Origin of the sequence: Trinickia mobilis (genome assembly GCF_017315705.1) — a bacterium.
In the GTDB taxonomy this organism is placed as follows: Bacteria; Pseudomonadota; Gammaproteobacteria; order Burkholderiales; family Burkholderiaceae; genus Trinickia_A; species Trinickia_A mobilis.
Window position 1 is genome coordinate 1 of the sequence record NZ_JAFLRF010000085.1, and the last position, 6,565, is coordinate 6,565.

The 6,565-nt window shown below is 58.4% G+C and carries 4 protein-coding genes; 1 reads left to right on the forward strand and 3 read right to left on the reverse strand.

All coding sequences use genetic code 11. The features are described from left to right. The first annotated feature begins 719 nt into the window (after nt 1-719). Complete coding sequence (locus tag J3489_RS36675) at nt 720-1,265, forward strand: TetR/AcrR family transcriptional regulator (RefSeq protein ID WP_309491489.1); 546 nt, start codon at nt 720-722, stop codon at nt 1,263-1,265. A 429-nt stretch (nt 1,266-1,694) separates the two neighbouring features. On the opposite strand, the gene J3489_RS36680 is transcribed toward J3489_RS36675, so the two are convergent. The 3 genes from J3489_RS36680 to J3489_RS36690 form a co-directional block, all read right to left on the reverse strand. After that, on the reverse strand, nt 1,695-3,218 hold the full coding sequence (locus J3489_RS36680) for a fumarate hydratase (protein WP_207005688.1): 1,524 nt from the start codon (nt 3,216-3,218) through the stop codon (nt 1,695-1,697). Nucleotides 3,219-3,348: 130 nt separating this feature from the next. Continuing rightward, nucleotides 3,349-4,101: an SDR family oxidoreductase gene (locus J3489_RS36685; protein ID WP_207005689.1), complete on the reverse strand. Its 753-nt coding sequence runs from the start codon at nt 4,099-4,101 to the stop codon at nt 3,349-3,351. Nucleotides 4,102-4,127: 26 nt separating this feature from the next. Next, the gene (locus J3489_RS36690) at nt 4,128-5,561 is read right to left on the reverse strand and encodes an aldehyde dehydrogenase family protein (protein WP_207005690.1); all 1,434 of its coding nucleotides are present in this window, start codon (nt 5,559-5,561) and stop codon (nt 4,128-4,130) included. Between the last annotated feature and the right edge of the window lie 1,004 nt (nt 5,562-6,565).

Below are 6,565 nucleotides of genomic sequence, written 5' to 3' on the forward strand. Positions count from 1 at the left end.
CGAAATCCGCGTGCAGCGACCGCGCGATCGATGTCAGCGACACCGCCACGATATTCGCGTCGAGATTGATCATGAACGCCGGAACCGACACACACAGCAACAACAGTAACCGATTCGACATACAAACGCTCCTTCATAGCCACCCACTGTGGGGGGACATTGGCATATACCCGCACACCGGACGACGTAATCCACTGTGCGCTAACGGCGCTTGCAGTGTGCCTGCGGGCATCCGGTCGGCACATCGGTCCTTCATTGGCACTGTCACGTCGGCGAGGTGGTGACGCGACTGGGCAGAGAGCACGCGGATGCTGCTGCCGGCCAACAAGCTCGCGCGGCGCTGCGTGTGTTGTGTAGCACAGGCTACAGAATATGTGTCACCTGAAACGGAGTCAATCAAAGATTCGATCTGGCTAGTTTCTCGCTTCAATATGTCACACCGCGCCAGCACGGTGCTGCTTGCTATTCTGTAGCAATTGCTCTAACGTGGCATTGTATTGGGTTATCTACCTTTGGCCAGACGGTCATTGCTCGGCCAGCTAGCGATCGGTGGTCGTCGATTGAACAAGTGACGGCATATCATCACATCGTGTGCAGACTGCTGTGGGGCACGGGTACCGCAAAACTGTGACACTGTTACGAAGCGACCGCTGGGCGGTGACTAGACGCATTGGGAGAAGGTGGTGGTAAGACCAAGAGAGTTCGATGAAGAGACCGCTTTGGATATCGCCATGCAGTGCTTCTGGCACCGGGGTTTCGAAACGACGTCGGTCCGCGACCTCGCCGACCAGATGGGCATTACCCAGACGAGCCTCTACAACACGTTCGGTGACAAGCGCACGCTCTACACACGCGCTCTCGAGCACTACCTCACCCAGGGCAATCGCGCGAGGATCAAGCGGGTCGAGGGATTGCCGCCCACGGAGGCGATTGAGGAATTCTTCCAGGGAATCGTCGAGGATTCAATCGCGGACAAGGCGCGCCGCGGTTGTATGCTCGTCAACACCGGGCTTGAGATCGCGCCGCATGACCCGGAGTTTCGTAAGAAGGTGGCGGGAGAATTAGCTTTCATCGAGGAGTTTTTCCGCAGCCACATTGAGGCAGGACGAACCAGCGGCGCAATAAGGCCGGACGTTTCCGCGGGCGAACTGGCCAAGATGTTGCTGAGCGTGTTGCTGGGCTTGCGCGTCTTGGCGCGGAGCCGTCCGCAGCGAGCCGTGCTCGAAGGCGCCGTCCGGGCCGCTCTGGCCGTCATGTTTGTCTGATCGGGTTGGGATGACTGCGCTGCACGCGGCGCGTTTTCGGCGCCCCCACCTACACCACCTCGACGTGTCAGTACGGTTCAACCTGTCTGTGCAGATACCCGCTCGGGTGCACCGGCCGTGCGTGCGACCTGCCGCTCCCATAATAACGGTCAGCGCCGACGAGCATCCACTGATGGGCTTCGCTTCGACGGCAGAATGGGAGTCATTTCAACCGCGGAGCGCGCAAACAGGGACGGGATATTCGACGTCTGGCAAACGGCGTTACGTCGCCGTAGCCCTCGAATAAATGCCGGCAGCATGGGGCCGAGAGCGTTTTCAATCATGAGAAACTTCTCGCAGAAAGGCTTCATCGTAACTTAACGCTTTGACGGTCTGAGCGAAAATACCAGTTAACTTGACCGGTTATAGGCGCATCCTCTGATCAGCGACCTATGCAACGCTGACCGGTATGCCGCCAATCTTTGCCTTCCATTCCGACGGGCCCGTCTCGTGGACGGACGTCCCGCTGGCGTCTACTGCGACCGTGACCGGCATGTCGCGCACATCGAACTCATAGATGGCTTCCATTCCAAGGTCTTCAAAGGCGACAACCTTGGCGCTGCGGATGGCTTTGGAGACAAGATACGCGGCGCCGCCGACTGCCACCAGGTAAGCGGCTTTGTGCTTGCGGATGGCCTCGATTACAGCGGGCCCGCGCTCCGCCTTGCCAATCATCGTGATGAGCCCGGTTTGCGAGAGCATCATCGCCGTAAACTTGTCCATGCGAGTTGAGGTGGTCGGTCCCGCCGGGCCGACAACTTCCTCACGGACAGGGTCGACCGGTCCCACGTAATAAATGGCGCGGTCCGTAAAATCAACTGGCAGCGGCTCGCCTTTCTCCAGCATGGTGGCGATGCGTTTGTGCGCCGCATCGCGCCCGGTCAGCATCTTTCCTGATAGCAGAAGCGTCTCGCCAGGTTTCCAGGAAATGACCTCTTCGCGCGTCAGAGTATTCAGGTCGACGCGTTTGCTTTTGGCGTCGTCAGGCACCCAATCGACCTTCGGCCATGTATCCAGTGACGGCTCTTCCAGAAGCGCTGGCCCGGAGCCGTCGAGCACAAAATGCACGTGGCGCGTGGCGGCGCAATTGGGGATGATGGCGACGGGTTTGGAAGCGGCGTGAGTGGGCGCCGCAAGAATCTTCACGTCAAGCACGGTGGTTAGGCCGCCCAACCCCTGCGCGCCAATTCCCAGCGCGTTCACCTTCCCGTAGAGTTCTACGCGCAGTTCCTCGACCCAATCTTTGGGGCCGCGGGCGATGATGTCGGCAATGTCGATAGGTGCCATCAGAGATTCCTTGGCCATCACCATCGCCTTCTCCGCTGTGCCGCCGATGCCAAGACCGAGCATGCCTGGTGGACACCAGCCGGCACCCATTTGCGGCACTGTCTTCAGCACCCAGTCGACAATCGAGTCCGACGGATTGAGCATTGCGAACTTCGACTTGTTTTCGGAGCCGCCCCCCTTGGCCGCAATGTCCACGGAAACGCTGTCACCGGGCACAATTTCGTAGTGGATGATTGCGGGCGTGTTGTCCTTCGTGTTCTTCCGTGCACCTTCCGGCGGACTGACGATGGACGCACGCAGGATATTGTCGGGATTAAGGTAGGCTTGCCGCACCCCCTCGTTAATCATGTCGGTCACGCTCATTGTGGCGTCGTCCCAGTGCACGTTCATGCCGACCTTGACGAATACGGTGACGATGCCAGTGTCCTGGCATACGGGCCGATGACCTTGCGCAGCCATTCGGCTGTTGGTGAGGATTTGTGCGATTGCATCCCTCGCTGCCGGGCTCTTCTCGCGCTCGTATGCGCGCCCGAGGGCGGTTATGTAGTCGAGGGGATGATAGTAGCTGATGAACTGCAGGGAATCGGCGACGCTCTGAATGACGTCTCGCTGTCGAATGATGGTCATTCTTTCTCTGTAGTGGTTGATGTCACCAAAGGTGCGCGCGCCACGCTACGGACCGGCCATCGAGCGTGCTCCTACGGATTGAGCAGGCGTGCGCAGCGACGGCCGGTACTTCACGTCAAAGCTTTGAGGCTTAAATCGTGCGTCCACCGTCAACGGGGACTTCCAGACCGGTCAGGTACGCCGCACCGTCTGTGGCCAGGAACACTGCGACCTGTGCGACGTCATCCGGCTCACACAGGCGACCGAGCGGAATCGAGGCGATGAAGCGCGCACGATTCCCGGGCGTGTCGGGTACGCCCATGAAGTTCTCGAGCAGGGCCGTTGCGCCCATAACCGGACAGATTGCGTTCACGCGAATATTGTCGGGAGCGAGTTCGACAGCCATCGACTTCGACAGCACGTTGACCGCACCTTTCGAACCGTTGTACCAAGTGAGACCGGGCCGCGGACTAATGCCAGCAACGGAGCCGACGTTGAGAATCACACCCTTCTTACGCTCACGCATCATGGGCACGACTGCGTGTGCCATGTGATAGATAGATTTGATGTTGACGGCATAGACGCGGTCGAAGGTGTCCTCGTCCACGTTCAGCATCGGCTGATTCTTGTGCGTCGTGCCAGCGTTGTTGACGACAATGTCCGGCATGCCGTACGTGTCGACGCAAGTTTTCACCGCCGCGTTTATGTCAGCCGACTTCGTGACATCGCATCGGACAGCGATAGCGTTCTTGCCCAGTTCTGCAGCGAGCCTTTCACCAGCTTCAATGTTCAGGTCAGCGATGAGAACCTGTGCACCTTGTTCGACGTAGCGGCGTGCAATTTGCGCGCCGAAGCCGCCGGCTGCACCTGTGACGATGGCGACCTTACCTTGTAGTGCACTCATTTCGTGTCTCCCGTATCCGTTTGAAATCAATTGAAGTTCTGCACTACGGTCTTGATCGTGCTCATCTCTTCAAGTGCGAGGAGCCCCTTCTCGCGTCCGTGTCCGCTCTTCTTCATGCCGCCAAAGGGCAATTCGACCCCTCCGCCTGCGCCGTAGCAGTTGATGAAGACCTGTCCCGCGACGATGTTTCGTGCGAGACGCGCCTGACGGCTGCCGTTCTCAGTCCACACACCGGCAACCAAGCCGAACTCGGTGGCATTGGCCAGCGCGATGGCGTCAGCTTCGTCTTTGAACGACATTGCCGAAAGCACCGGCCCGAAGACTTCTTTGCATGCGAGATGGTGGTGGCGCGGCACCTTGCCGAAGAGAACCGGGGCGACGAAGTGGCCGCCGGCCGGAGCGTCAGGCGAGACAGAGCCTTTCGCAATCACCTGCAGGCCCGAGGCGATGGCCTCGTCGATGAAGCCTTGCACACGCTTTTGCTGCTTCGCGCTGACGATGGGGCCACAGTCCAGGTCCATCTCGGGCGTGCCGACACGGACTTCATTGAACAAACGCGCAACCTTTTCAATGAACTTGTCGTAGATGTCTTCCTGAATGAGGAGACGGCTACCAGCCGAACACGTCTGGCCAGCGTTCCCGACGATTGCCTTCACGATCTGTGGCGCGGCCTTGTCGAGGTCCGCGTCATTGAAGACGACCTGAGGTGATTTGCCACCCAGCTCCAACACGCACGGGACGTGGTTGCGAGCAGTGGCTTCCTGAACCATCGCGCCGACCTCGGGCGAGCCGGTGAACGTCGCGAAGTTGATTTTCGGATGAGAAGTCAGAGCGGCGCCCGCTTCGTGCCCGTAGCCCGTGACGAGGTTGAACGAGCCAGCGGGGAAGCCCGCTTCTTCAACCAGTTCGACGATGCGAATGCCGCTCAAGCATGCGTCTTCCGAGGGCTTGAGCACCGCGGCATTGCCCATTGCGAGAGCCGGCGCAATCGTGCGGCCGAGCATCTGAGCGGGATAGTTCCAAGGAATGATGTGGGCGGTGACTCCGTGCGGGACCCTGACCACGCTCACATTGAAGCCCTCGAGGTAGGGGACCGTCTGGCCGTGAATCTTGTCGGCAGCGGTCCCGTAGAACTCGAAGTAGCGCGCAACGACCTTTACGTCGTTGCGGGCAACAGTAAGCGGCTTACCGGTATCGCGAGCCTCAATCTGAGCGAGGTCTTCGGCATTGTCGAGAATCAACTGACTTAGACGGCACAGCAGGCGGCCCCGTTCGGTTGCGGTCATTCGGCCCCAGTCACCCTCAAGTGCCTGCTGAGCTGCAACGACGGCTCGGTTGATGTCTTCTCCCTTGCCGCGGCTGATTGTGGTGAACTTTTCACCGGTCGAGGGGTTGAACACGTCGATGGTTTCGCCTTCGACTGCGTCAACCCACTTACCGTTGATGTAAATCGTGCCCATTGCTCGTCTCCATAGAGTTGGATTTCGTCCAGGGAAACCGCGTTGGCATGTCGATTCCAACGCCGTTTCGGAACGGTTGAGTCAAATGTACGCCTCGTGCGGGTCCAGGAGAAATACGGATTGAGTCTCCCCGATATAGACTCAGCCTATACCGGACGGCCCCCTGGAGGCAGGTTGGACAACGCACCGAGTTGTGCCCGAAACCGCGCAGGCCGGAGCCGACCATCGCGAAATCGCAGGAAGTAGCGGACCCGGACGGCAATAAATCCCCAAAATTATTTAGAGCCTTAGAACCAGCGGATGCAAACTTGATGTCGTCGAGCTGACCGTTAGACAAGTAACGCACGCACGCTGCGACTTCGTCTTCATCGGCACACTTGGAAGTTTTAACGGGAATCTTTTGTCAGACGCCTTCGACAGTTCTGCCACCGCTTCACCGCCCCGCTTCGTTACGTCTGCGAGAACGGCCGTCGCGGTATCCCGCACTTTTGCGGTGTCTTGATATTTTTTCTGCGCCACGGCCATGCTTCATATATTGGATTGCCATTTGCCGTTCCTATCGAGGATGGTAATCAAGCTCGCTTTTGAGGCTCGCACTACGATGGGTCCAAACTTATCGCAGCTTTTTTGTGCAAAGGCGGCGCAAACGGTACAAAGTTTCCCTACGTTGACAGTGACAGGCGATTGGGAGGATATACACATAATTGGCTTTCCAAAGATGTCGTCGACTCCACCTGAGAACGATCTACGGTAATCGATCAGGATTCCCAATTGTCACGATGAGCATGCCAATAATTCGCTTGTTGATACACATCCGCCGGCATATTCTCACACCCTGTTGGCAAGCCGGCCTCGCAATTAAGGCTGTGTTTTTGACCAAGAATATTCTGCAGATTTCGGGCCACGAGGGCTCCGATGCAGGCGTCACATCAAACTGAAAGGAGAATCGAACATGCGTGATCCAGGGGCATTGATCTCGACCGAGGAGCTCGCAGCCGCGCTCG

What these genes read in the sequence shown, in the direction of transcription:
- J3489_RS36685 (WP_207005689.1), bottom strand. Translation starts at nt 4,101, where the DNA reads ATGAGTGCACTACAAGGTAAGGTCGCCATCGTCACAGGTGCAGCCGGC.
- J3489_RS36690 (WP_207005690.1), bottom strand. Translation starts at nt 5,561, where the DNA reads ATGGGCACGATTTACATCAACGGTAAGTGGGTTGACGCAGTCGAAGGC.
- J3489_RS36680 (WP_207005688.1), bottom strand. Translation starts at nt 3,218, where the DNA reads ATGACCATCATTCGACAGCGAGACGTCATTCAGAGCGTCGCCGATTCC.